General features: G+C 62.0%; 21 protein-coding genes and 2 pseudogenes. 19 read left to right on the top strand and 4 right to left on the bottom strand.

Features of this window, described 5'->3' with window-relative positions:
• The first annotated feature begins 128 nt into the window (after positions 1-128).
• The 9 genes and pseudogenes from arnB to ACYAR8_RS17755 all read left to right on the top strand — a co-directional run bounded on the left by arnB (position 129) and on the right by ACYAR8_RS17755 (position 9,749).
• A complete protein-coding gene (gene arnB / locus ACYAR8_RS17795) occupies positions 129-1,277 on the top strand; it encodes a UDP-4-amino-4-deoxy-L-arabinose aminotransferase (RefSeq protein WP_463580572.1) in 1,149 nt (382 codons plus the stop codon).
• Positions 1,274-2,299, top strand: a complete 1,026-nt coding sequence (arnC, locus tag ACYAR8_RS17790) for an undecaprenyl-phosphate 4-deoxy-4-formamido-L-arabinose transferase (RefSeq protein ID WP_463580571.1) — start codon at positions 1,274-1,276, stop codon at positions 2,297-2,299. The genes arnB and arnC overlap by 4 nt, the downstream gene beginning before the upstream one ends.
• Positions 2,296-4,308: a bifunctional UDP-4-amino-4-deoxy-L-arabinose formyltransferase/UDP-glucuronic acid oxidase ArnA gene (arnA, locus tag ACYAR8_RS17785; protein ID WP_463580570.1), complete on the top strand. Its 2,013-nt coding sequence runs from the start codon at positions 2,296-2,298 to the stop codon at positions 4,306-4,308. The genes arnC and arnA overlap by 4 nt, the downstream gene beginning before the upstream one ends.
• Positions 4,308-5,189, top strand: coding sequence for a 4-deoxy-4-formamido-L-arabinose-phosphoundecaprenol deformylase (arnD, locus tag ACYAR8_RS17780; protein ID WP_463580569.1), 882 nt, complete (start codon positions 4,308-4,310; stop codon positions 5,187-5,189). Before arnA ends, arnD begins: the two co-directional genes overlap by 1 nt.
• Positions 5,186-6,838: a lipid IV(A) 4-amino-4-deoxy-L-arabinosyltransferase gene (arnT, locus tag ACYAR8_RS17775; protein WP_463580568.1), complete on the top strand. Its 1,653-nt coding sequence runs from the start codon at positions 5,186-5,188 to the stop codon at positions 6,836-6,838. The genes arnD and arnT overlap by 4 nt, the downstream gene beginning before the upstream one ends.
• On the top strand, positions 6,835-7,179 hold the full coding sequence (locus tag ACYAR8_RS17770; protein ID WP_074889599.1) for a DMT family transporter: 345 nt from the start codon (positions 6,835-6,837) through the stop codon (positions 7,177-7,179). The genes arnT and ACYAR8_RS17770 overlap by 4 nt, the downstream gene beginning before the upstream one ends.
• A 38-nt stretch (positions 7,180-7,217) precedes the next feature.
• Positions 7,218-7,623, top strand: a pseudogene (gene arnF / locus ACYAR8_RS17765) (4-amino-4-deoxy-L-arabinose-phosphoundecaprenol flippase subunit ArnF).
• The gene (locus ACYAR8_RS17760) at positions 7,601-8,995 is read left to right on the top strand and encodes a UDP-glucose dehydrogenase family protein (protein WP_108119456.1); all 1,395 of its coding nucleotides are present in this window, start codon (positions 7,601-7,603) and stop codon (positions 8,993-8,995) included. Before arnF ends, ACYAR8_RS17760 begins: the two are co-directional and overlap by 23 nt.
• A 460-nt stretch (positions 8,996-9,455) precedes the next feature.
• On the top strand, positions 9,456-9,749 hold the full coding sequence (locus ACYAR8_RS17755; protein ID WP_463580567.1) for a winged helix-turn-helix domain-containing protein: 294 nt from the start codon (positions 9,456-9,458) through the stop codon (positions 9,747-9,749).
• A 14-nt stretch (positions 9,750-9,763) separates the two neighbouring features.
• Here the strand turns inward: ACYAR8_RS17755 and pmrG are convergent, their stop codons facing one another.
• Positions 9,764-10,450: a lipopolysaccharide core heptose(II)-phosphate phosphatase PmrG gene (gene pmrG / locus ACYAR8_RS17750; RefSeq protein WP_463580566.1), complete on the bottom strand. Its 687-nt coding sequence runs from the start codon at positions 10,448-10,450 to the stop codon at positions 9,764-9,766.
• A gap of 353 nt (positions 10,451-10,803) precedes the next feature.
• Here pmrG and ACYAR8_RS17745 point away from each other — a divergent pair, with 353 nt between their 5' ends.
• From ACYAR8_RS17745 to ACYAR8_RS17735, 3 genes are all read left to right on the top strand, one after another.
• The gene (locus tag ACYAR8_RS17745) at positions 10,804-11,616 is read left to right on the top strand and encodes a phosphatase PAP2 family protein (protein WP_463580565.1); all 813 of its coding nucleotides are present in this window, start codon (positions 10,804-10,806) and stop codon (positions 11,614-11,616) included.
• 281 nt (positions 11,617-11,897) lie between these two features.
• Positions 11,898-14,537 carry an ATP-binding protein gene (locus ACYAR8_RS17740; protein ID WP_463580564.1) on the top strand — a complete coding sequence of 880 codons (2,640 nt, stop codon included), beginning with the start codon at positions 11,898-11,900 and terminating at the stop codon, positions 14,535-14,537.
• A gap of 196 nt (positions 14,538-14,733) precedes the next feature.
• Positions 14,734-16,155 carry a sugar porter family MFS transporter gene (locus ACYAR8_RS17735; RefSeq protein ID WP_074889612.1) on the top strand — a complete coding sequence of 474 codons (1,422 nt, stop codon included), beginning with the start codon at positions 14,734-14,736 and terminating at the stop codon, positions 16,153-16,155.
• A gap of 68 nt (positions 16,156-16,223) precedes the next feature.
• Here ACYAR8_RS17735 and ACYAR8_RS17730 read toward each other — a convergent pair whose 3' ends face one another.
• A complete protein-coding gene (locus ACYAR8_RS17730) occupies positions 16,224-16,919 on the bottom strand; it encodes a tRNA (adenine(22)-N(1))-methyltransferase (protein ID WP_074889616.1) in 696 nt (231 codons plus the stop codon).
• Positions 16,920-17,039: 120 nt separating this feature from the next.
• Entirely contained in the window at positions 17,040-17,429 is a 390-nt protein-coding gene (locus ACYAR8_RS17725) for a RidA family protein (RefSeq protein ID WP_074889619.1), read from the bottom strand.
• A 130-nt stretch (positions 17,430-17,559) separates the two neighbouring features.
• Between ACYAR8_RS17725 and ACYAR8_RS17720 the strand changes: the two genes are divergently transcribed.
• The 7 genes from ACYAR8_RS17720 to ACYAR8_RS17690 all read left to right on the top strand — a co-directional run bounded on the left by ACYAR8_RS17720 (position 17,560) and on the right by ACYAR8_RS17690 (position 22,686).
• Positions 17,560-18,495: a LysR family transcriptional regulator gene (locus tag ACYAR8_RS17720; RefSeq protein ID WP_463580563.1), complete on the top strand. Its 936-nt coding sequence runs from the start codon at positions 17,560-17,562 to the stop codon at positions 18,493-18,495.
• Positions 18,496-18,502: 7 nt separating this feature from the next.
• Complete coding sequence (locus ACYAR8_RS17715; RefSeq protein ID WP_463580562.1) at positions 18,503-18,988, top strand: GNAT family N-acetyltransferase; 486 nt, start codon at positions 18,503-18,505, stop codon at positions 18,986-18,988.
• Between the two features lie 70 nt (positions 18,989-19,058).
• Entirely contained in the window at positions 19,059-19,640 is a 582-nt protein-coding gene (locus ACYAR8_RS17710) for a TetR/AcrR family transcriptional regulator (RefSeq protein WP_108119464.1), read from the top strand.
• A 58-nt stretch (positions 19,641-19,698) separates the two neighbouring features.
• A complete protein-coding gene (locus tag ACYAR8_RS17705) occupies positions 19,699-20,802 on the top strand; it encodes an alkene reductase (RefSeq protein ID WP_463580561.1) in 1,104 nt (367 codons plus the stop codon).
• A 116-nt stretch (positions 20,803-20,918) separates the two neighbouring features.
• Positions 20,919-21,662: an SDR family oxidoreductase gene (locus ACYAR8_RS17700; protein ID WP_463580560.1), complete on the top strand. Its 744-nt coding sequence runs from the start codon at positions 20,919-20,921 to the stop codon at positions 21,660-21,662.
• A gap of 61 nt (positions 21,663-21,723) precedes the next feature.
• Entirely contained in the window at positions 21,724-22,110 is a 387-nt protein-coding gene (locus ACYAR8_RS17695) for a nuclear transport factor 2 family protein (protein WP_463580559.1), read from the top strand.
• A gap of 135 nt (positions 22,111-22,245) precedes the next feature.
• Positions 22,246-22,686: an SRPBCC family protein gene (locus ACYAR8_RS17690; RefSeq protein ID WP_463580694.1), complete on the top strand. Its 441-nt coding sequence runs from the start codon at positions 22,246-22,248 to the stop codon at positions 22,684-22,686.
• Positions 22,687-22,746: 60 nt separating this feature from the next.
• On the opposite strand, the pseudogene ACYAR8_RS17685 reads toward ACYAR8_RS17690, so the two are convergent.
• Positions 22,747-23,316, bottom strand: a pseudogene (locus tag ACYAR8_RS17685) (phage late control D family protein); the annotation flags it as partial.
• Positions 23,317-23,574 lie beyond the last annotated feature (258 nt).

The raw sequence follows: 23,574 nt of genomic DNA, 5'->3' as shown, positions 1-23,574 counted from the left end.
CCGGCGTTATCCGGCGAAGCTCACATTGCTGATACACCTTGAGCGCTTATAAAAACTGACGATCCGCGCACACCTGTGTCTGCGGCTTCGCATCGCTACATATCGGACTTCACTGGGACGTTCTAATTATGAATGAGGCTTTTCTTCCTTTTTCCCGCCCCAGTATCGGCGATGAAGAAGTGGCAGCGGTTACCCGCGTGCTGCGGTCCGGCTGGATCACCACGGGCCCGGAGTGTCAGCAGCTCGAAGCGCAGTTTGCCGAGCGGGTCGGTGCACGGTACGCGGTGGCGGTTTCGTCCGCGACAGGCGCCATGCACATCGCCCTGCTCGCGCTGGGCGTCGGCCCCGGCGATGAAGTGATCACGCCCTCGCAAACCTGGGTCTCGACCGCCAACATGATCTGCCTGCTGGGCGCCACCCCGGTGTTTGTCGACGTCGACCGGGACACCTTGATGACCGACGCCGAGCTGATCGAACAGGCCATTACCCCGCGTACAAAAGCCATTGTTCCGGTGCATTACGCCGGCGCCGCCTGCGACCTCGACCCGATTTACGCGCTGGCCGACCGCCACGGCATCGCGGTCATCGAAGACGCCGCCCACGCGGCAGGCACGGGCTACAAGGGCCAGCCGGTGGGCAGCCGCGGCACGGCGATCTTTTCCTTCCATGCCATTAAAAACATGACCTGCGCAGAAGGCGCGATGTTCGTCACCGATCACGCCGTGCTGGCCGACCGGGTGCGCCAGCTGAAATTCCACGGCCTCGGCGTCGATGCCTACGATCGCCTGACCCTGGGCCGCAAACCCCAGGCTGAAGTCATCGAGCCCGGCTTCAAATACAACCTGGCGGACATCAACGCCAGCATCGCCCTCGTGCAATTGCACCGGCTGGATCACATCAACGAGAAGCGCCGTCGGCTGGCCAGCCACTACCTGGACCGACTGGCCGGCAGCCCGGTGATACCGCTCTCTCAGCCCGTGTACCCGCAGCACCACGCCTGGCACCTCTTCATTTTGCGCATCGACCCCGAGCGCTGCGGGCTCGACCGCGACGGTTTCATGAAAGCGCTGCAAGAGCAGCGCATCGGCACCGGCATTCACTTCATCGCCACGCACCTGCACCGCTATTACCGACAGCGTTTCCCGGGCGTGCATTTGCCGAACACCGAGTGGAATTCGTCGCGGCTGTGTTCGATTCCGCTGTTCCCCGACATGACCCGCGACGATGTCGAGCGGGTGGTCGGGGCCATTGAATCCATTGTGGGAGCGCCGCGTTGAAAGCCTTTGCCGTCAATTGCGTGTCCATCGTCATCCCGGTCTACAACGAGCAAGAGAGCCTGCCCGAATTGCTGCGCCGTACGGAAGCCGCCTGCGCCCTGCTCGGCCACGCCTTTGAAATCGTGCTGGTGGACGATGGCAGCCGGGATGACTCGGCCGAACTGCTTCAGCAGGCGGCGGAGCGTGAGGGCAGCCATGTGGTGGCGGTCATTCTCAACCGCAATTACGGCCAGCACGCCGCGATCATGGCCGGCTTCGAGCAGTGCAAGGGCGACGTGGTGATCACCCTGGACGCCGACCTGCAGAACCCGCCCGAAGAAATCCCGCGTCTGGTGCGCCTCGCCGAACAGGGTTACGACGTGGTCGGCACGGTGCGCAATCATCGGCAGGACTCCGCCTGGCGGCGCTGGCCGTCAAAACTCATCAACCTGGCCGTGCAGCGCTCCACCGGCGTGGCGATGAATGACTACGGCTGCATGCTCCGCGCGTACCGGCGCAACATCGTCGACGCCATGCTCGCCTGCAGGGAACGCAGCACCTTCATCCCGATCCTGGCCAACAGCTTCGCCCGGCACACCACGGAAATCCTGGTCGAGCACGCCGAGCGCGAGCATGGCGACTCCAAGTACAGCCCCATGCGCCTGATCAACCTGATGTTCGACCTGATCACCTGCATGACCACTACGCCCCTGCGTCTGCTGAGCATCGTCGGTGTCGGCATGGCCATCCTGGGCGTGCTGTTCGCCCTCGCGCTGGTTGTCCTGCGTCTGATCTTCGGCGCGCCGTGGGCCGGGCACGGCACCTTCGTCCTGTTTGCGGTGCTGTTCGTGTTCACCGGCGGCCAGTTCATCGGCATGGGCCTGCTCGGCGAATACCTCGGCCGCATGTACAGCGACGTGCGCGCACGGCCGCGTTTTTTCATTGAAAAGGTCGTGCGCGGCTCCCCCTTAACAACGCTCGATACCGCCCAGTCTGCTGCCCCCTCTTCTGCCGCCGCTTACGCCCACAAGGTCGCACCATGAACAAGAAAGCTGTCGTTTTTGCTTACCACGATATTGGCTGCGTTGGCTTGCAGGCACTGCTCGACGCCGGTTATGAGATCGTCGCGGTGTTCACCCACGCCGACGACCCGAAGGAGAAAACCTTTTTCGGCTCGGTGGCGCAGCTGTGCGCCCAGCACGGGATTCCCGTCCACGCGCCGGAAGACCCCAATCACCCGCTGTGGCTTGAGCGCATCGCCCGGCTCGAACCCGATTTCATCTTCTCGTTCTACTACCGCCAACTGCTCGGTGAACCGCTGCTGGCCTGCGCGAAAGACGGCGCGTTCAACCTGCATGGCTCGCTGCTGCCCAAATACCGTGGCCGGGCACCGGCCAACTGGGTGCTGGTGAACGGCGAAAGCGAAACCGGCGTGACCTTGCACCAGATGGTCAAGCGCGCCGACGCAGGGCCGATCGTGGCGCAACAGCGGATCTCGATCAGTCCGTCTGAAACGGCCCTGACCCTGCACGGCAAGTTACGTGAAACCGCCGCGGAACTGCTCTCGGAAACCCTGCCGTTGCTCGCTCAAGGCCGGTTGTCGGGCACACCCCAGGATGAATCTGCCGCCACCTGTTACGGCCGGCGCACCGCCGCCGACGGCTTGATCGACTGGTCACTGCCGGCAACCCGGCTGGGCAATCTGGTTCGGGCAGTGACCCAGCCCTATCCCGGCGCATTCTGCCCGGTGGGTGAGCACAAACTGATTGTCTGGGCCGCCCGCCCAGAGACCGGCTACACCGGCGAAGCGCCTGGCACGGTGCTCGGTTGCGAGCCGTTGCGCATTGCCTGCGGCGAAGGCTCGCTGGTAATCCATGCCGGCCAGCGTGGCGACGACGGTCTTTACCTGAGCGGCGCGCAACTGGCCCGAGAGTTCGGTCTGGTGGAGGGCTCGCGCTTGCAGGGCATGGACCCGCGCCGCTCGGTCCGACGCACCCGCGTACTGATCCTCGGGGTCAACGGCTTCATCGGCAATCACTTGTCCGAACGTTTGCTGCAAGACGACCGCTATGAAATCTATGGCATGGACATCGGCTCGGACGCTATCGAACGCCTGCGCGCCAGGCCGAACTTCCACTTCATCGAAGGCGACATCAGCATCCACTCCGAATGGATCGAGTACCACATCAAGAAGTGCGACGTGGTGCTGCCGCTGGTGGCGATCGCGACGCCCATCGAATACACGCGCAACCCGCTGCGGGTGTTCGAGCTGGACTTCGAAGAAAACCTGAAAATCGTCCGCTACTGCGTCAAGTACAACAAGCGCGTGATCTTCCCGTCGACCTCTGAGGTGTATGGCATGTGCCAGGACGCCAGCTTCGACGAAGACACCTCGAATCTGGTGGTCGGGCCGATCAACAAACAACGCTGGATCTATTCGGTGTCCAAGCAGTTGCTGGACCGGGTGATCTGGGCCTACGGGCAGAAGGGTTTGCAGTTCACCCTGTTTCGCCCGTTCAACTGGATGGGGCCACGGCTGGACCGCCTGGACTCCGCGCGCATCGGCAGCTCCCGGGCCATCACTCAGCTGATTCTGCACCTGGTCGAGGGCACGCCGATTCGACTGGTGGACGGCGGCGCGCAGAAGCGCTGCTTCACCGACGTCGTCGACGGCATCGAAGCCCTGGCGCGGATCATCGAAAACAAGGGCGGGCTCTGCAACGGCCAGATCATCAACATCGGCAACCCCGACAACGAAGCCAGCATTCGCCAACTGGGTACCGAGTTGCTGCGTCAGTTCGAAGCCCACCCGCTGCGCCACAACTTCCCGCCCTTCGCCGGTTTCCGTGAAGTCGAGAGCCAGTCGTTTTACGGCAAGGGCTATCAGGACGTCAGCCATCGCAAGCCGAGCATCGACAACGCAAAACGGCTGATCGGCTGGACGCCGACCATCGAACTGAGTGAAACCATCTGCAAGACCCTGGACTTTTTCCTCCGCGAAGCCATGGCCGAGAAGGCGGAACTGAGCGTGACTACCGGCGCACGCAACTGATGAAGGCCGGACTGCGCATCGACGTCGACACCTGGCGCGGCACCCGCGACGGCGTGCCGCGCTTGCTGGACCTGCTCGACGAAGCGCAGGTCAAGGCGACGTTTTTCTTCAGCGTCGGCCCGGACAACATGGGTCGCCATCTGTGGCGTCTCGCACGGCCGCAGTTCCTCTGGAAAATGCTGCGCTCGCGAGCGGCGAGCCTGTACGGCTGGGACATTCTCCTGGCGGGCACCGCATGGCCCGGCAAACCCATCGGTCGCGATCTCGGGCCGCTGATGCGCCGGGCCCGGGACGCCGGTCATGAAGTGGGCTTGCACGCCTGGGATCACCACGGCTGGCAGGCCAATGCCGGGCGCTGGAGCGAGGCGGAGCTGACCGGTCAGATCCGGCGCGGCGTTGACGTGTTGAACGACATCCTCGGCCACCCGGTAACCTGCTCCGCCGCCGCCGGCTGGCGCGCCGATGAGCGCGTGGTGCAGGCGAAAGAGGCATTCAGTTTTCGCTACAACAGCGACTGCCGGGGCACGTCGATATTCCGGCCGGTGCTGGCCGATGGCGCGCTGGGCACGCCGCAGATTCCGGTGGACCTGCCGACTTACGACGAACTGGTTTCGCCACAGCTTGACGCCAAAGCCTTCAACGACGACATCCTCGGGCGGTTCGCGGCCTGGAAGCTGAACGTCTACACCGTTCATGCCGAGGTCGAAGGCATTGTCATGGCCCCTGGGTTCCGCGCGCTGTTGAGCGAGGCGAAAAACCAGGGCATCCAGTTTCAGCCCCTCGGCGCGCTGCTGCCGAACAGGCTGGATCAACTGCCTGCAGGCCACTTGATGCGTGGCGCGCTGCGCGGTCGCGAAGGCTGGCTGGGGGTGCAGCGATGATCAAAGCAGAACATCGCCACATCGTTCTGTTGGTGCTGGCCTTCGCCGCGTTCTATCTGCTGCCGTTGGGGTCCCACGGATTGTGGATTCCCGATGAAACCCGCTACGCGCAGATCAGTCAGGAAATGCTGCAAAGCGGTCACTGGGCGGCGCCGCATTTCATGGGCCTGCGTTATTTCGAGAAACCCGCTGCGGGCTATTGGCTGATTGCCGTGGGGCAAGCCATCTTTGGTGAAAACCTGTTTGGCGTGCGCATCGTCTCAGCGCTGAGCACCGGTCTGAGTGTGATGCTCGCTTACTGGCTGGCTGCGCGGATGTGGAACGACCCGCGCAAGAGTTTCGCCAGTGCGCTGCTGTTCATGAGCTTCGCGTTTATTGCCGGGCAAGCCGGTTACGCCAACCTCGATCCTCAGTTCACCTTGTGGGCGAACCTGACGCTGGTGGGGTTCTGGTGCGCCATTCACAGCAGCGGGCGTGCGCGACTGGGTGCCTGGGCGCTGATCGGTCTGGCCTGCGGCATGGGCTTCATGACCAAGGGATTTCTGGCCTGGGCGCTGCCGGTGATGGTCGCCCTGCCCTACATGCTCTGGCAGCGGCGTCTGGGTGAACTGCTTCGCTACGGCCCGCTGGCGGTGTTGATTGCCATCCTGGTGAGCCTGCCGTGGGTGCTCGCGGTGCATGGGCAGGAACCCGACTTCTGGCGGTTCTTCTTCTGGCACGAGCACATCCGGCGCTTTGCAGGCAACGATGCCCAACACGCCGAACCCTGGTGGTTTTACCTGCCACTGCTGGTGGTGTCCTGCCTGCCATGGGCCGCCTTGCTGCCGGCCACGTTCCGCCAGGCCTGGCAGCGCAAGCGTCGCCCTGAAACCGGCTTTCTGCTCATCTGGCTGCTGGTGCCGCTGGCGTTTCTCAGCCTCAGCAACGGCAAGCTGCCGACCTACATCCTGCCGTGTCTGCTGCCGGTGGCGCTGTTGATGGCCGACGCGCTTATCGAGCGCCTGAATAAGGCCCAGCTCACCGCCTTGCGCGTCAATGGCTGGCTGAACGCTACGGCCGGGTTGATCGGGCTGCTGGTGCTGGTGTACCTGCAACTCAAGCATCCGGTGTATGACCACGAGCCGGTGAGCCTGCTGCTGGCGATCATCGTGCTGGGCGGCTGGTGTGCGAGCAATGCCCTGCAAGGCATTCGCCCGATGAAGTATTGGGCCGCACCGGCACTGGGCAGCTGGCTGCTGGTGGCGTTGTTGCCAGCTGCCCTGCCCTATGACGTGGTGCATAACAAGACGCCTGACCAGTTTGTGCTTGCCCATCAAGCGCAACTGGCGGCCAGCACGCACTTGCTGAGCAATGATCTGGGCGCGGCGTCGGCACTGGCGTGGCGCCTGAACAGAACCGACGTGTCGTTTTTCAACACCTGGAACGAACTGGATTACGGCCTGGCGTATCCCGACGCGACAGGCCGCGAAGTGACCCTGAAAAGGATCAACACCTGGATGACCAAAGCCCGCAGCGAGGGTCAGGTCGGGGTGGTCATGCGCGGCAGAACCGACGAGGAACTGCGCGAACTCGAGTTGCTGCCCAAGGACGCCGAGCGCTACGACGAGGGCAACCTGATCATCCTCATTTACGGGAAGTCAGCGCCATGACCTGGCTGCTGCTGTTGGCCACCTGCGGGCTGACGTGCCTGGGCCAGGTCGCGCAGAAGTGCGCGGTGGAGCGCTGGCGCGGCACGTTTCCCGGCGTGTTCGTTGCGGCGCGCTCGTTCTGGTTGTGGCTGGCCGTGGGTTGTCTGGGATTGGGCCTCATCGGATGGCTGCTGGTGTTGCAGCGTCTGGACGTCGGCATCGCTTACCCGATGCTGGGCCTGAACGTGGTGCTGATCACCCTGGCCAGCCGCTTTGTTTTCAAGGAGTCCACCGACGCCGTCCATTGGTTGGGCGTCGCGTTGATTCTGGCGGGCGTCGTGCTGCTGGGGCGTCAGGCATGAGCCGCTCAGACATGAGGCGCGGGGCAACGGCGTGGGCGATGTGCAGCGTGGCGCTGGTCAGCGCAGCGCAGTTGGGTATGCGCTGGGGCATGAGCCGTCTGCCCTCGCCAGCGTTGTGGCTGGACCCGGCAGTGCCGGTGCAGATAGCGCTTGGCGCGGTGCTGGTGATTGCTGCCGCGATCATTGCGTATGGCCTGTCGATGCTCGCCTGGCTGCTGGCACTGCGCGATCTGCCCCTCAGTCGCGCCTACTCCCTGCTCAGCGTCAGCTACGGGCTGGTGTATGCCCTCGCCGCGGCGCTGCCATTTTTCCATGAGACGTTCACGGTATCGAAAACTTTGGGCGTCATCCTGATCGTGATGGGCGTGCTGACCATCAACCTTCGGCGCATCTCCAGCACACCTTCACAGGGCTTTCCTCAATGAAAATCAGCGTTTTCGGTAGCGGGTATGTCGGTCTGGTGCAAGCAACCGTGCTTGCTGAAGTGGGTCACGACGTGGTCTGCATGGACATCGATCAGGCCAAGGTCGAGCAGTTGCGGCAGGGTCAGGTGCATATTTTCGAACCGGGGCTGGCCGGCCTGGTGCGCGAGAACCTGGAGAACAAGCGCCTGCAGTTCACCACTGACACACAACGCGCGGTCGAGCACGCCGAGGTGCTGTTCATCGCCGTCGGCACGCCGTCCCGCGATGACGGCTCGGCAGACCTGACGGGGTTTTTCGCCGTCGGTGATGCCATCGCGACGTACCGTTCGGAGCCTCTGATCATCGTCGAGAAGTCAACGGTGCCGGTGGGCAGTGGCGACGCGTTGCGCGGTCATATCGACAAGGCGCTGCGCCAGGCCGGTCGCTTGCTGCAGTTCGATATCGTCTCCAATCCCGAGTTTCTCAAAGAGGGTTCAGCGGTCAACGACTGCCGGCGCCCGGACCGGATCGTCATCGGCTGCGACAGCGATGCCGTGCGCAAAGTGATGCGCGAGTTGTACGCGCCGTTCAACCGCAACCATGACCGGATCATGTTCATGGACCTGCGCAGCGCCGAGCTGACCAAGTACGCGGCCAACTGCATGCTGGCCACCAAGATCAGCTTCATCAACCAGATCGCCGAACTGGCCGAGCATCTGGGCGCCGACGTGGAGTCGGTCCGGCTGGGCATCGGCGCAGATTCACGGATCGGTTACGACTTCATCTATCCCGGCTGCGGTTATGGCGGCTCGTGTTTCGGCAAGGACATTCGCGCCTTGATCCACAGCGCCCGGGAAGCCCATTGCTCCAACGACCTGCTGGCGGTGGTCGAGGCGATCAACGAGCGGCAGAAGAACAAACTGTTCGAGCGGGTCAAGGCGTTCTACGAGGGTGATCTGCGCGGCAAGACATTCGCGCTGTGGGGCCTGGCGTTCAAGCCGAACACCGACGACATGCGCGACGCGCCGAGCCGGGTGCTGATGGAAGCATTGTGGGACGCCGGCGCCACGGTGCGAGCGTTTGACCCCGAGGCCATGCAGGAGACGCAGCGTCTTTACGGCAACCGCAGGGATTTGATTTTGATGGGTACGCCGGAGTCGACGTTGAACGACGCGGACGCGCTGATCATCTGCACCGAATGGCAACAGTTCAAGGCCCCGGATTTCGAGCTGATCCAGCAACGCCTCGCCGCGCCGGTGATCTTCGACGGCCGCAACCTGTACGACACAGAACGCCTGGCCCAGAACGGATTTCACTACTTCCCGATCGGGCGCGGGGAATCCTGTGAGTTGCCGATCCCCCAGAAGCAGTGGTTGCCGTACAAAAGCGTGGCGGGTGGGGTGATGGTGTAGCGGCCGACGCCTTCCCGGCTAAAGCCGGTCCCACAGTAGGGCCCGGCGGCGGACCCACTGAACGCACGCGATGCTTTTGGTGGGACCGGCTTCAGCCGGGAAGAGGCCGGTTTGGACACCCCAAAATTTGCAGTGTGACGCCTGACGCCTTCCCGGCTAAAGCCGGTCCCACAAGGGTCCAGTGCCAGTCCCATTGGATGCACGCGATGCTCTTGGTAGGAGCGGCTTCAGCCGGGAAGAGGCCGGTTTGGACACCCCAAAATTTGCAGTGTGACGCCTGACGCCTTCCCGGCTAAAGCCGGTCCCACAAGGGTCCAGTGCCAGTCCCACAATTGGGTCCGGCGCCGGTCACACTATTGAGTCCGGCGCGAAACCCACGAGTTCTTCACACCCCCCAAACCAATTTTTGACAATCGCGGCCCTACTATCCCGCCACTGTCGCGAGGGTGGAATCACTAATATGCTGGTTGTTGAAGATCTGGTGCTGGATACCGGGAAATACCGGGCATTCCGCGCGGACACACACCTCAAACTCAACCCGACCAACATCGACATCCTGGCGCTGCTGATGCTAAGAAGTCCGGCGATTGTCAGCAAGGAAGAGATCGCCAAAATGCTCTGGGGCGAACAAGGCACTCACAAGAGCACCGGCCTCGGCACTCGCGTGCATCAAATCAGAAAAGTGGTCGATGACGGTTTTGCGTATCCGCTGGTTCATACGGTGTACGGCGTCGGCTATCAACTTTGTAAATAGCCGCACACCTCGGCTTAATTACTACCCTTTATCGCCAACTGCTTCCAGTCCTCGGGATTAAGCACGCCTCGGATAACAGGCCGACTGCGCTTATCCAGCGATATAAACACCGCACTGTCGTATTCGCTTATTTCGGCGTGGGGATACCCCTGCTGGCTTTCTATCTGGCCGATACAACCGCTGTGGGTCACCACCACCAGATTACGGTCGTCTGCCTTGTGCGCCATGACTTGACCCAGGTTCATCTTCTCGCAATCAAACAACCAGTCCTGAGACGCGACGGGATGGCCAAACAGGGCCGCGGCGGTCTGCGCCGTGCGTGTGGACGGGCTGGTGAGGATATCGGTCTGCGCCAACCCCAACTGACTGAGCGAACGCCCCACTTCTGCCGACACCTGGCTGCCATTGCGGGTGATGCCGTCCTTCGGGCCAAGACACTCATTGTCTGAACGGTCGCAGCGCTCGCCATGGCGGACCAGCACCACCACCTCGCCTTTCTTCCAGCTGTCATAAAGCCCCGCTCTGTTCATGTTCTCACCGCTGGCGAGAGCAATGGGCGAACGCGGCCAGTAGGTGTAACCCGTCAACAACAGCAGCGACACGACAATCGCACCAGCGGTTAATAGAACACGGTATTTTTTGGCGTTTTTGAATAAATTACCCGCCCTGTGTACGGGCGGGACATTGACGTGTTCGCGCATAGTGTTGCTCCGACTGTTCAGTCCATCGGCAGATGGAAGTCTGCGTCATTGAATGGCAACAAGCGTAAACAGCGATGCATGACTGTTTGGTTAACGGCACGTGAAAAAAACAGTGATTATTAAACGTCGTGGATTGTCCACAAGCGGCCAGGAAACGCGGATAAAAAGTATGCGGTTAAACGCATGACACACACCGCGCCATCTCATGATTGAAAGTCCCGAAAAAGCTGTATGCAATGAATGCAGTTTTCACATTGTCTTCACTGCCGATTGACCTGCCAGCGCGTAAGTTCAGTCAGCGCCGGGCAATACCCCGGGGAAGTTTATGAACCACACTCATCGGGACAGTAAGCGTGCCAAACGAACGATCAAAGTTTTACGCGTGGAACCTGGGTTTGCCGATCGCCATCGCCCTGGCGATATTCGTGGTCTTCGACCTCACCTCCCTGGACGAGGTCATCAGCAACTGGCTGTATTACCCCAACCACGAATTCCCGTTTGGCCATAATCGCCTGTTCGAAAACCTGACCCACCGTTGGCCGCGGATCATTCCCGACCTCACGGGTGAAGCGGCCATCATCGGGTCGATCCTGTCGTTCATCTGGCCGCTATTAAAACCGGGACGGGACGACCGGCTACTGACTGCGCTTGAGAGGTTGCGTATCGCCCCGCTGCTGCGTTTCACCGCTCGCCACCGCCGGGACTTCCTGTTCATCGTCGTGTCGTTCGCCGTCATCACCGGCATGATCCATTTCTTCAAAAGCCACACCAGCATCTATTGCCCGGTCGAAACCACGCTGTACGGCGGGGCCATGGAGAAAAAGGAATGGTTCGAGAATTTCCGCCTGTTCCATGAAGCCGGCCCCGGTCGCTGCTGGCCGGGCGGACACGCGTCGGGCGGCTTCACCATGGTCGCCCTGTACTTCGTCGCGCGCCGTTACCAATGGCGCCATGCGAGGGCGATCCTCTACGCTTCGATGGTCCTGGGTGCCATTTACGGTACGACGCGCGTCCTGCAGGGCTGGCATTTCATGTCGCATACCTTCTGGGCTGGCGTCATTGTGTGGATCAGCGCGCTGCTCACCGCCCTCGCCTTTTATGGCTGGCGGCAACTTGCACCCTCTACCGAAGCAACCCCTTCCGCATTCGCGGCCGTCGCTCGATAGGCCACACAGCCCCCCGCATTACTGTCACACTGGCGACCGCCGACCAAGATGATGGCTCAGGGCTATACTTGCGTTGAGCTCAAGCGGTCCCAGTGACGAACGTGCCATCTGCTGCCGACGCGGCAGCGCTGGCTGCGTACTCTCTGCCGTACATCCAGTCGCAGAAATCCATTTTATCGTCCCAAGTCCATCCTTTTTCGAATGACAGCGTCGAGAAGTCGCCCATGATGTCGGACAACGTACAAATTGGCCCCCAGGACTTTCTCCTTGGTGGCGGCGAAATGGGACAGCTGATCCGGGACTTCGATTGGGCGTCGACGTCACTGGGCGATCCGGCGGGCTGGCCGCAGTCGTTGCGCTCGGCCATCAGCATCTGCCTGCACTCCAGCTTCCCGACCGCCATCTACTGGGGCGAGGATTTCCTCCTTCTGTACAACGACGCCTGGGCGCCGATTCCGGCAGACCGGCACCCGGCGGTACTGGGACGCCCGGGGCGGGAAGTCTGGTCCGCGATCTGGGACGTCGTCGGGCCGCAACTCGAAGCGGCGGTCAGGGATGCTGAAGGCTTTTCCGCGTTCGACCAACTGTTGATGATGGAGCGTGGCGGGCGCCTGCATGAGACGTGGTGGAACTATAGCTTCACGCCGATCCGTGGCGAAAACGGGCGAATTGCAGGGATCCTCAATCAGGGCCACGAAGTCACCGAGCGGGTCTTCGCCGAGCGGCGCAAGGCGCAGGAACTGGTCCGCCAACGCAAGATGTTCGAGCAGGCGCCCGGTTTCATCACCATCCTCAACGGCCCGGAGCACCGCTTCGAGTTCGTCAACCAGTCCTACACCCGGCTGTTCGGCGAGCGTGATTACATTGGCAAAACCATTTACCAGGCGTTCCCGGAGCTGGACGGCCAAGGGTTTTACGAGTGGCTGAATGCGGTCTACACCACCGGCGAGCGCCTGGTGCATCAGGGCACGCCGATCCGGCTCAGTCACCCCGACGCACCGCGGGACGTACGTTATCTGGACTTCATCTATGAGCCGCTGCTCGATGAGGCAGGCCAGGTCACCGGCATTTTCTGTGAAGGCCACGACGTCACCCAGGCGCATATTGCCCGTACCGCGCTGGAGGCCAGTGAAGCGGCGTTGCGCGAGGAAACCCGCACGCTGGAAACGCTCAACCGGGTCAATGCCGAGCTCGCCCTCGAGCTGGACCTCAAGCGCCTTGTACAGACGGTGACCGATGCCGGCCGCGAGATGACCGGCGCCGAGATCGGCGGGTATTTTCACAACGCCGCCGGCGATCATTTTGACCTCTTCACGCTGTCTGGCGTCCAGTCGCCGGAACTGGCCGGGCTGCCGGGCCCACGTGCCAGTCCGGTGTTCGCGCCCGCGTTCCTTACGGCGGGCGCGATGCGCTCCGACGACATACTGATGGACCCGCGTTATGGGCGGATTTCCCCGCATTTCGGTTTGCCGGCAGGCCATGTGCCGATGCGCAGTTATCTGGCCGTGTCGGTGGTGTCGCGCTCCGGCGAAGTGTTGGGCGGGCTGTTCTATGGCCACCCCGAGCCCGGCCAGTTCACCCCGCGCGATGAAAATCTGATCTCGGCCCTGGCCGCTCAGGCGGCAATCGCCATCGATAACGCCACCCTGTTTCAACAGGTCCAGAGCGCCAACGAAACCCTTGAGCAACGCGTGCTCGCCCGCTCCCAGGAATTGTCCGCAGTCCATTCGGCCCTGCGCCAGGCGCACAAAATGGAAGCCGTAGGGCAACTCACCGGCGGCATCGCCCACGACTTCAACAACTTGCTCGCCGGCATTATCGGCAGCCTGGAAATGATTGACCGCCGCATCGCCAACGGCCGGGTCGACGGGCTGGACAGGTACGTCGGCGCGGCCCAGGACTCGGCCAATCGCGCGGCCACCCTCACCCAGCGGCTTTTGGCGTTCTCCCGTCGTCAAACCCTCGACCCCAAGCCCACCGACGTCAACCGGCTCATCGCGGGAATGGGTCAGCTCATTTCGTCCACCAGCGGCCCGTCCATCAGCCTGCGAACGATGGCCAGCGGCGACCTGTGGCTGAGCAAGATCGACGCCGCGCAGCTGGAAAGCGCGCTGGTCAATCTGACCCTCAACGCCCGCGACGCCATGCCGAACGGCGGCGAACTCACGCTGCACAGCCGCAACGTCTCCGCTGACAGCGCTGCAGGCGTCACGATCTCGCTGCCCGCCGGCGACTTCGTTGAAATCAGCGTGAGCGACACCGGCACGGGCATTGCCCCGGAGATCCTCGACCGGATCTTCGACCCGTTCTTTACCACCAAACCCATCGGTCAGGGCACAGGCCTGGGACTGTCGATGATCCACGGTTTCGTTCACCAGTCCGGTGGCACGGTTCAGGTGCGCTCCACCCTCGGCGCGGGCACGACAGTTACGCTCTACTTGCCACGCTACCTGGGTGAGGGGGAGCAGGCACCGACCCGCTGCCCCTTGCAGCCCGGCGCGAGCGGCGAAACCGTGCTGGTGATCGACGACGAACCCCACGTGCGCATGCTGATGTGCGACACCCTGCGCGAACGCGGCTATCAGGTCAGCGAAGCCATGGACGGGCCGTCGGGCTTGCAAATGCTGCAGTCGATGCCCTCGATCGATCTGCTGGTGACCGACGTCGGCCTGCCCGGCGGCATGAATGGCCGACAGGTCGCCGACGCCGCGCGCGCCCTGCTGCCTTCCCTCGACGTATTGTTCGTCACCGGTTACGCGGAAAACTCGGCCGTGGGTGGCGATCAACTGGCGACCGGCATGGCGGTGTTGCTCAAGCCGTTCGGGATGGACAGCTTCGCGCAGAAAGTGGGCGAAATGCTCGCGATGGGGGCGCACCGTAGCAACACCCAAGCCACCGGCTGCGCCGTGGATGGATGCTGAGTCCGGCCCGGACTGCAACTGTCACCCTGTCCGTGCCGGTGGCCCCGAGAATCCGGGGCTCTGGCCGGGCACATCGCCCCTCGACCGACCAGTCAGTTTTTTTCGCCCTCCCACGGAACTCACAGAGCCCGCATGCCCCTAACCACGACGTCAGCGAACCGGCATAACGCCAGTTCCACGAGAGGTTTAGGTTTCCATGTCTTCCAGCACCCCATCCGCCGCCATAGGCCAACCAGACGAGCAGCGTACTTCGCCGCGTCGCCTGATTTTCATCTCGGTCCTTGTCGCCACCATGGGCGCACTCGCATTCGGTTACGACACGGGCATCATCGCGGGCGCCCTGCCCTTCATGACCTTGCCGCTCGATCAGGGCGGTCTTGGCCTGAACCCGGTCAGCGAAGGGCTGATCACCGCATCGCTGATCGTCGGCGCCGCCTTTGGCTCACTGGCCAGCGGCTACCTCTCCGACCGTTTTGGCCGACGCGTGACCCTGCGCATTCTGTCGCTGTTGTTCATCGTCGGTGCACTCGGCACGGCCACGGCGCCCTCGGTGCCGTTCATGGTCGCCGCGCGTTTTCTGCTGGGCATCGCCGTTGGCGGTGGCTCGGCCACGGTGCCGGTGTTCATCGCCGAGATCGCCGGGCCGTCACGCCGCGCCCGACTGGTCAGCCGCAACGAGCTGATGATCGTCAGCGGCCAGCTGCTGGCCTACGTGCTCAGCGCCGTGCTCGCCGCGTTACTGCACACCCCCGGCATCTGGCGCTACATGCTGGCCATCGCCATGGTCCCGGGCGTTTTGCTGCTGATCGGTACGTTCTTCGTGCCGCCCTCGCCGCGCTGGCTGGCCTCAAAAGGCCGCTTCGATGAAGCGCAAGACGTGCTCGAACAACTGCGTGACACCAAAGACGCCGCCAAGCGCGAAGTCGAGGAAATGAAAGCCCAGGAGAAAGAAGCCCACAAGCGCGTCGCCGCTCGCGATCTGCTGCGTCAGCCGTGGGTGTTGAAGTTGTTGCTGATCGGTGTCGGGCTGGGCTTTACCGCGCAGTTCACCGGCGTCAACGCGTTCATGTACTACACGCCGATCATCCTCAAACACACCGGCATGGGCACCAACGCTGCGCTGACCGCAACCATCGGCAACGGCATCGTGTCGGTGATCGCCACGCTGCTGGGGATCTGGGCCATCGGCCGTTACGGGCGTCGGCACTTGCTGATGACCGGCCTGGTTATCGTGATCATGATGCAGGCGGCGTTGGGCTGCGTACTGATGTTCATGCCGCAGAATCTGACCCAGAGCTATGCCGCGCTGGCGTGCATTCTGGTGTTCCTGCTGTTCATGCAGATGTGCATCTCGCCGGTGTACTGGCTGCTCATGTCCGAGCTGTTCCCGATGCAGGTGCGGGGCCTGCTGACCGGCACGGCGGTGTCGATGCAGTGGCTGTTCAACGCGACCGTCGCGTTCCTCTTCCCGATCGCGGTGGACACCCTGGGCAACCCGACCTTCTTCGTGTTTGCGGCGATCAACATCGGTTCGCTGATCTTCGTGTTCCTGTGCCTGCCGGAAACCAAGGGCAAGTCTCTGGAGCAGATCGAAAAGCACATGAAGAAGGAGCTTTAAGACAAGGATTCAGGGCCCGGGCCTTACGTCCGGGACTTTGAAACCGAGGGGGCTGAGACCGCGCACGTTCAGCCGAGCAATTCGGTGATCCAGCGAACTTGCTGTGCGGTGTCGTGCAGCGTGTGTTCCGAGACGCCCTGCCGCGCCCGCTGCAAGCCGGCCAGGGTGCGTTGCTTGTTACGCAGCCGCCGCTGCCATTTGTCGAGGAACGCCGGGCTGCGTTCGAGCATCAACAGTGGGCCGAAGTACAGCGCTTCAGGGCTGTACACCACTGGCCCGCTGCGTTCGGCGACGATGATTTCGTAGTCGAAGCGGTTCTCCAGCAGTACGTCCTCATGGACGATGCGATACGCGTTATCCATCAACCACTGGCGCAGTTCAGGCTCGCCGCCGTTGGGTTGCAGAATCAATAGCTCCCTTCCGCTGAGCCGCCCATCGCCCGCCTCAAAGATGTCGCGAATCGTCTCGCCGCCCATGCCGCAGAGGCTGATCGTGTCGATACCGTCTTCCACCTCAATCGCAGCAAGGCCATCGGCCAGACGCACATGGATGTGCTGCTCGAAACCGTTCTCGCGCACCGTACGTTGTGCGGCGCTGAACGGCGTCGTTGCCACCTCCCCTGCCACGGCCATGGTAATGAGGCCACGGCGCATCAACGCCACCGGCAAGTAGGCGTGATCGGAGCCGATGTCGGCCAGTCGCGCGCCGGCAGGCACCAGCGCCGCCACGCGCTCCAGACGCCTGGACAATGTGTGTTCGTTCAACCTTGCCGCCCCTTCTCGCTGCGCCCCGGCACGACCTGCCGAAACGGGGCGTGAGTCTGTCGGGCTGTGATGCGGATTTCAACTGCGTTGAGGCGTGGCCGGCGGATTGAGCATCGGGTACTAAGGCAGCTTGGCGATGACCTTGATCTCGAAATCGAAGCCATACAGCCAGGTCACACCGACGGCCGTGATGGTCGGATGCGGCGCTTCGCCCCAGAACTCCGGCACCACTTCCCAGGCTTTTTCGAGGGTCGACTGCGGATCGACCATGAACACCGTGACGTCAATCACGTCATCGAAGGTGCAGCCGGCGGCGTTGAGAATGGTATTGAGATTGGTGAATGCCAGGCGGACCTGGGCGCGCAGATCGGGTTCGGGCGAGCCATCTTCACGGCTGCCGACCTGCCCCGAGACAAACAGCAAGCCGGCGGATTTGATCGCCGGCGAGTAGCGATTGCGCTCATACAAAGCGTGGCGGCCGGGCGGGAATACAACGTCACGGACAGTCATGGGTTTTCTCCTTCAGCGGAGCGGGATGCTCCGTGGTTTCGATGGGCAGACTGTAGGGCGGAGGATTCGCTGGATAAACCAGCAGCCTTGATAAAGACTGTTTGCATTCCCCAAACAATCAGGTGACTCGATGGACCGTTTCGACGCGATGCAGGCGTTCGTCCGAGTCGTGGAAACCGGCAGCTTCACCAAGGCCGCCGGTACCTTGCACATGAGCAAGACCACAGTGACGCAACTGGTGCAGCAGCTCGAAGCGCGGTTGCGGGTCAAGCTGCTCAACCGCACCACGCGCAAGGTCAATGTCACGGCCGACGGCGCGGTGTTCTACGAACGTGCGCTGCGCGTGCTGGCGGATCTGGACGACGCCGAAACCGGGCTGTCCAGCGCCTCCGCTGCGCCACGAGGGCGGTTGCGTGTGGACGTGCCCAGTCCGTTCGCGCGCATGGTGCTCATCCCGGCGCTGCCGGACTTCAATGCCCGCTACCCCGACATCCAGATCGACCTGGGCGTGAGCGACCGGATGATCGACCTCATCGGCGAGAACGTCGACTGCGTGGTGCGCGGCGGCGAGCTCACTGACCAATCGCTGATGGCCCGGCACATCACCGACTTGCAGCTGGGCGTCTACGCGTCGCCTGCTTATCTGCAGCGCGCGGGCACGCCGACTCATCCCCGTGACCTCGAAGCACTTCAGCACCGCATCGTCGGTTTCCGCTGGGCGCGCACCGGGCAGCTGTTCCCGATGGTGCTGCAACGGGACGGCGAACGGGTTCAGGTGCAAAGCCGCTACCTGCTCACGGTGGACGACGGCAACGCCTATCTCGCGGCAGGCCTCGCCGGCATGGGCGCCCTCTGGCTGCCGCAGTACATGGCTCAGCCTTCGGTGAAGAGCGGTGAGCTGATCGCGTTGTACGAAGGCTGGCAGCTGGAATCGATGCCGATGTACGTGGCCTTCCCGCCCAACCGGCATATCAGCCTCAAGCTGCGGGTGTTCATCGACTGGGTTGTGGAGTTGATGGGCGACGGGTACAAGAGCCCATCTCCCGTGACGATCAAACAAGGATGAAGACACGATGGACCAAGTGATCAGCTACCGAGAAGCCACGACCGAAGATGTGGCAACGATCTGCGAACTGGGGCAGCTACTCAACGCCATTCACCATGCAGAACGTCCTGATATTTATGCGGCTGAAACCCGGGATTACCTGCGCGATACCCCTCACTGGAGCGGGTTTCTGAACAATCCGGAGCAGGTTATTTTCCTGGCGTTTGTCGGGGATCGAGCGGCGGGTTTTGTCAGCGCAGGGATGTTTTCAGCGGGCGGGCCATTGCTGCAGCCGATGGCATTCGCGCGGATCGGTTCGGTGTGCGTGGCCGAGGTTTTCTGGGGTAAAGGCTTGGGCCGTGGGCTGATTGAGCGAGTGCAAGGGTGGGCGCAGGAGCGCGGCGCGCGGGACATTCGCCTGTCGGTGTGGGGCTTCAATACCCATGCGCGGCGGCTGTATGAGGAGCTCGGGTTCGAGACGCGGGCCTTTGAGATGGGCATGCGCCTGACATGAGTGCCGTTCATCGCGGGCACTTGTCACTTTGTAGACGACCGGTCAGTTTTGTTTTAAGGTGCTGCGCATTATGAAGAAACCCAACCTGGAAATGCGCCAACACATCATCGACGTCGCCAAGTCGCTGATGACCCACAAGGGCTACACCGCCGTGGGCCTGGCAGAAGTGGTGAGCGCGGCGGGCGTGCCCAAGGGCTCGTTTTACTATTACTTCAAATCGAAGGAAGAGTTCGGCGCCGCGTTGCTCGATGAGTACTTCTCCGAGTACCTGGGCCGCGTCGACACCGTCATGACGCGCTCGGGCAGCGGTGTCGAAAAGCTGCTGGCCTACTTCGACTACTGGATCGAAACCCAGGGCACCGATCACCCGGAAGGCAAATGCCTGGTGGTCAAGCTGGGCCCGGAAGTCTGCGACCTGTCCGAGGACATGCGCAGGGTGCTGGAGGCCGGCACGGCGAAGATCATCAAGCGCATCACCGCCTGTGTCGACATGGCCGTGGCAGACGGCAGCCTGCACATCGAAGAAGGCAGCGAAGCCTTCGCCGAAACCCTGTATCAGCTGTGGCTGGGCGCTTCCCTTCTGGTGAAAGTCAACAAGTCCACCACGTCCTTCGACACGGCCATGAGCCTGACCCAACGCCTGCTCCGGTAGCAGGAGTTTTTTTTTCAAAGATTGGTAGACGACCGGTCAAATATGCGAGGAGTTCTCAATGAGCGATACCAGTAACAGCACCGATTTGTTTTCCCCCGTGCAGATGGGCGCCATCGAAATGGCCAACCGCATCGTCATGGCCCCCGTCACCCGCAGCCGCTATGAAGAAGACGGCGTGCCCGGTGAACTGCACGCCACCTACTACGCCCAGCGCGCCACCGCCGGGATGATCGTGGCCGAAGCCACCAACATCTCGGCCCAGGGACGCGGCTATGCAGCGACGCCCGGGATCTGGAGCGAAGCGCAGGTCGCCGGCTGGCGCACAGTCACCGACGCCGTGCACGCGGCTGGCGGCAAGATCGTAAGCCAGCTCTGGCACGTGGGCCGGTTCTCCAGCGTCGACCTGCAGCCCAACGGCGAAGCCCCGGTCGCGCCGTCCGCCATTCAGGCCGAAGGCAGCACCTACACGGTCGACGGCTTCGTGCCGGTGTCGATGCCCCGCGCGCTGGAAACCGACGAAATCCCCGGCATCATCGAGCAGTACAAGCACGCGGCCGAGAACGCCAAGCGCGCAGAATTCGACGGTGTCGAAGTCCACTCGGCGAACAGCTACCTGCTCGACCAGTTCCTGCGCGACTCCACCAATCAGCGCACCGACAGATACGGCGGCTCCATCGAAAACCGCGCGCGATTGACGCTGGAAGTCACCCAGGCGATCGTTGATATCTGGGGCAACGACCGCGTCGGGATTCGCTTGTCGCCGGTCACGCCGGATGCAGGCAACACGCCGCCGGACAGCAACGTCATGGCGTTGCACGGTTACCTGATTCAGCAGTTGAACCGCTTCAACCTGGCGTATCTGCACTTTGTCGAAGGCGCGACCGCCACCTCCCGTGAAGTGCCGGCAGGCGTCGACATGGATGCGCTGAGTGCGCAGTTCAACGGCCCGTTCATAGGCAACAACAACTACGACCTGGACATGGCCGTCGAGCGCCGCGCCCAGGGCAAGATCGACGCCGTCGCGTTCGGCCGCCTGTTCATCTCCAACCCGGACCTGGTCGCGCGTCTGCGCCACGGTGCCGAACTCACCATCGCCCTGCGCGAAAGCTATTACGGCGGCGGTGCCAAGGGCTACACCGACTGGCCGCTGGGCACTTACTAGACAGCGCTGGTAAACCGCACCGCTTTCAGACACCGCATTCACTAACGGCTGAACGGCAAGGCTTTCCCAGGAAAGCCGACGCTGCCCGCACGCCTTGAATTTGAGGAAACATGAAGATGAATTATCTGGACAAAAAAACCGCCATCGTCACGGGCGCGTCATCAGGGATCGGTGCTGCAACCGCCAAGGCATTGGCGGCTCAAGGAGTGAACGTCGTTGCCGCTGCGCTGGATGAGAAAGGCCTCGCAACCCTTGTCAGCGAACTCCGCACGGCGGGCTTTGAGGCGTCCAGCTTTGTCACCGACGTGACCGACGCTGAACAGACCCGCGCACTGGCGCAGTTCGCCAAAGACACCTACGGCGCCGTCGACATCCTCGTCAACAACGCCGGTCTGATGTTGTTCTCCCACTGGGTCGATCTCGTGACCCAGGACTGGAACGCCATGATCGACGTCAACATCAAGGGCTACCTGAACACCATCGCCGCCACCCTGCCCTTCATGCTCGAACAGAAATCCGGGCAGATCCTCAATATGGATTCGGTGGCAGGCCACCAGGTTGGTCCCGGCGCCGGCGTCTACAGCGCGACCAAGTTCTTCGTGCAGGCCATGACCGAATCCATGCGCAAGGAACTGGGCGTGCACCACGGCATCCGCGTCAACACCGTCAGCCCGGGCGTCATCAACACCGGCTGGGCAGACAAAGTCACCGACCCCGCCGGCCGCAAAGCCGCACAAGCGCTGAACGAAATTGCCATCGCGCCAGAAGACATCAGCCGCGCCGTCATCTACGCGCTGAATCAGCCGGCCAACGTCACCGTCAACGACCTGATCATTTCACCTACCCGACAGGCCTGGTGATGGCGGGTCTTTTGGTAATTGAAGCTATCCCCTATCCAACTCAAACCCTGGAGTCATCAACATGAGCAAGAACATCAAAGCCGTTGCCACCCACGACTACAACGCCGTCATCGAGACCGCCAGCCGCTACGTTGAAGGCCTGCGTGAAGGCAGTGTTGCGACAATCAAGCAGGCCTTTCATGAAGAGGCGGTGATGTACGGCTTCACCAACGGCGAACTGCTGGGTGGGCCGATCAGCAACCTGTATGACTTTGTCGAGAGCAACGGCAAGGCGGCGGACATCACGACGCGTCTGGATGTGCTGGCGATTACACCGACTACGGCTGTTGTGCGGGTGGATATGGAGAAGGATGCGATCGGCGCGGATTACAACGACTACCTGACGTTGATCAAGATCGATGGGGACTGGAAGGTGATTGCGAAGGTTTATCACCAGTTTGAGGGGTAGGTTTTACTGCGGTGAATTTTATGGACGCAGGTCTTGGGGTTTTGGCTTCGGGGCTTGCGGGCCGGGTTAGTGCAGCTTGTTAGTTCGCGTTTGGTTTTAAGCGCTGCAGTGTTAATTATTTGGGAGACAGTAGGGATGGTTTTAGTTGAGTACAACGCAGGTTTGCCGTGCAGTGCGGATCAGGCGTGGAAGGTGCTGCGGGAGTTTGGCGGGATTGCGGACTGGCATCCGGCGATTTTGAAGAGTCTTCTTGAGGGTGAGGCTGGGGGTTTGCGGGTGGGTGCGGTCAGGCGGCTGGCGCTTGCGGATGGTGCGGTGTTGCGGGAGCGGTTGATCGAGTTTGATGATGGGCTTAGGGCGTTGGCTTATGTGTTTGAAGAGTCGCCGTTGCCGGTGGATGGGTATCGGGCACAGGTTCGGGTGGATGAGGTTGCGGAGTTGGTCGAACGGTGTGTGGTGCGATGGAGTGCTGGGTTTGAGGTGCGGGAGGCTGGGACGGAGGAGGAATTTGAGGAGTTGGTCAGGGGGTTGATTGTGCAGGGGCATGAGGGTTTGGAGGGGGTTGTTCGGGGTTGATGGTGGGCGTCTGAGATTGAATTGGGCGATGGGCACGCCAGCGCCCGACCTAGGCACGGCGCTTTCAACGCCCATCAGCAGGAACTGGCGATCGTCGGCCGAGCGTTGATCGTGGTCGTAGTGCTGCACCAGCTCGAAGGTGTAGCCAGGCTTCATCGCGCGGCAGTTGCTCGCCCCTTCGAACTTCTTGCCGCGGATTTCCAAAGCTTCCATGCGCAGACGCAAGAGCGTTTCGCCCTCGTCGTAGGTGCCGTGAGTGTACTGGCCGGGGAAGTCGTAGATCTCGAACGTCTCGACGTCGCGCTGCTTGTTCAGGCTGTTCATGCCGACGGGCAGACGGTTGTTGGGCTGACGGTAGTCGAAGGTCTGCACGGCCACCTTGCCCGCCTGCAACTGGCGTTTGCCGCTCCACTTGGTAATGGAGTCTGCGGTCTCGGTGACGGACGCGGTGTGGAAGCGGATCTGCGGTTGTTCCGGCAACGGCTGAAGCATGCTGGAGTCGTCGCAGATGATCATGGTGTGGCCTTCGGCGGTGTGCTCGAAGTAGTAAAACATCCCTTCTTCTTCAAGCAGACGCTGGACGAAGTTGAAGTCGGTTTCACGGTACTGGGTGATGTAGGTGTAGCGCTTTTGCAATATGTCAGTTTAAGTGGATCGATGCCAAAATTCCGCCAGCGCCCTCGCTTGAAAATAAGTAAAGGACATCTAAACCAACTTCGGAGATCAAGCATTCAGCATATTTGAATAAAAGCATTAACATTCCGACTGGACGATCAGGCGACAGCAGCCGAGCTAAATATTCGACCCATACAAACAGCATCGGAACGCATAAATTCGCACCCAACGCTTACTACCAGATATGAGCAACTTTATTTATAAGGATGTTTG

It is taken from the genome of Pseudomonas sp. HP_01 (assembly GCF_055284355.1).
This window is presented reverse-complemented; position numbering and strand designations above follow the sequence as displayed.

Excerpts from the sequence above, each read along its gene's own strand:
- arnB (WP_463580572.1), top strand. The coding sequence starts at position 129 with ATGAATGAGGCTTTTCTTCCTTTTTCCCGCCCCAGTATCGGCGATGAA.
- arnA (WP_463580570.1), top strand. The coding sequence starts at position 2,296 with ATGAACAAGAAAGCTGTCGTTTTTGCTTACCACGATATTGGCTGCGTT.
- arnD (WP_463580569.1), top strand. The coding sequence starts at position 4,308 with ATGAAGGCCGGACTGCGCATCGACGTCGACACCTGGCGCGGCACCCGC.
- arnT (WP_463580568.1), top strand. The coding sequence starts at position 5,186 with ATGATCAAAGCAGAACATCGCCACATCGTTCTGTTGGTGCTGGCCTTC.
- ACYAR8_RS17770 (WP_074889599.1), top strand. The coding sequence starts at position 6,835 with ATGACCTGGCTGCTGCTGTTGGCCACCTGCGGGCTGACGTGCCTGGGC.
- ACYAR8_RS17760 (WP_108119456.1), top strand. The coding sequence starts at position 7,601 with ATGAAAATCAGCGTTTTCGGTAGCGGGTATGTCGGTCTGGTGCAAGCA.
- ACYAR8_RS17755 (WP_463580567.1), top strand. The coding sequence starts at position 9,456 with ATGCTGGTTGTTGAAGATCTGGTGCTGGATACCGGGAAATACCGGGCA.
- pmrG (WP_463580566.1), bottom strand. The coding sequence starts at position 10,450 with ATGCGCGAACACGTCAATGTCCCGCCCGTACACAGGGCGGGTAATTTA.
- ACYAR8_RS17740 (WP_463580564.1), top strand. The coding sequence starts at position 11,898 with ATGGGACAGCTGATCCGGGACTTCGATTGGGCGTCGACGTCACTGGGC.
- ACYAR8_RS17735 (WP_074889612.1), top strand. The coding sequence starts at position 14,734 with ATGTCTTCCAGCACCCCATCCGCCGCCATAGGCCAACCAGACGAGCAG.
- ACYAR8_RS17725 (WP_074889619.1), bottom strand. The coding sequence starts at position 17,429 with ATGACTGTCCGTGACGTTGTATTCCCGCCCGGCCGCCACGCTTTGTAT.
- ACYAR8_RS17720 (WP_463580563.1), top strand. The coding sequence starts at position 17,560 with ATGGACCGTTTCGACGCGATGCAGGCGTTCGTCCGAGTCGTGGAAACC.
- ACYAR8_RS17715 (WP_463580562.1), top strand. The coding sequence starts at position 18,503 with ATGGACCAAGTGATCAGCTACCGAGAAGCCACGACCGAAGATGTGGCA.
- ACYAR8_RS17710 (WP_108119464.1), top strand. The coding sequence starts at position 19,059 with ATGAAGAAACCCAACCTGGAAATGCGCCAACACATCATCGACGTCGCC.
- ACYAR8_RS17705 (WP_463580561.1), top strand. The coding sequence starts at position 19,699 with ATGAGCGATACCAGTAACAGCACCGATTTGTTTTCCCCCGTGCAGATG.
- ACYAR8_RS17700 (WP_463580560.1), top strand. The coding sequence starts at position 20,919 with ATGAATTATCTGGACAAAAAAACCGCCATCGTCACGGGCGCGTCATCA.
- ACYAR8_RS17695 (WP_463580559.1), top strand. The coding sequence starts at position 21,724 with ATGAGCAAGAACATCAAAGCCGTTGCCACCCACGACTACAACGCCGTC.
- ACYAR8_RS17690 (WP_463580694.1), top strand. The coding sequence starts at position 22,246 with ATGGTTTTAGTTGAGTACAACGCAGGTTTGCCGTGCAGTGCGGATCAG.